Source organism: Neisseria sp. HMSC073G10 (genome assembly GCF_001812605.1).
Lineage (GTDB): Bacteria > Pseudomonadota > Gammaproteobacteria > Burkholderiales > Neisseriaceae > Neisseria > Neisseria subflava_A.
In genome coordinates, this window is the sequence record NZ_KV809484.1 from 1,147 (window position 1) to 1,872 (window position 726).

Here is a 726-nt window from a genome sequence, read left to right on the forward strand (position 1 = left end):
CAAGTCAGCTTGACGTATTTGTACGTAATCTTGTGTCAAAACATACGCACCTTGAGCGTAAAGCAGTAGGTATGAAGCAGTATTCTTGGTACAAATGCGTTACCAGCCTAGATAATCCTGCCGCAGTTACAGGCGTTGAATCTTCAAGTTGGAAGCCGCCAAAAGAAGCGTTTAAATATTACAAATCATCCAGCCAGCATCAGAAATTTAAAAAGAATATTCCGCTTGCTGTTTGGGCTTTAGTAGCTATTTTGGGTTTTATGGCTTGGAAAGGTTTCAACTTCTATCAGATTTATAAAAAAGGTAGCGGCCAATCTGAAGTAGTTCAATCTGTTTCTGATTTGTCCGCAAGTGAACCACAGGCAATCAATGAAACTGAACAATCTAAAATTCAACAAGATATAAATTCAAATCTTAAGCCTGAAGATTTTGTACCTACTCTAGCCGAAAAACCTGAAAGTAAACCAATTTATGACAATGTAAGACAAGTTAAAACTTTTGAATACATCGCCGGTTGCGTTGAAGGTGGTAATAGTGGTTGTACTTGTTATAGCACCCAAGGCACGCCGCTAAAAGAAGTTACTAAAGCCATGTGTAAGGACTACGTGAAAAACGGCCTGCCTTTCAATCCCTATAAGGATGAACAGCACACCGTACAACAGCCACAAACAGCACCGCAGACAGCCTATGCGCCTGAAAATGGACAAGTACTTACGATGGGCGGCA

At 40.6% G+C, this 726-nt stretch carries 1 protein-coding gene; it reads left to right on the forward strand.

The genetic code is table 11. The annotated features are described in order from the left end of the window. A partial coding sequence (locus HMPREF2865_RS12460; protein ID WP_283120616.1) for a zonular occludens toxin domain-containing protein occupies positions 1-726 on the forward strand: 726 nt, incomplete at both ends.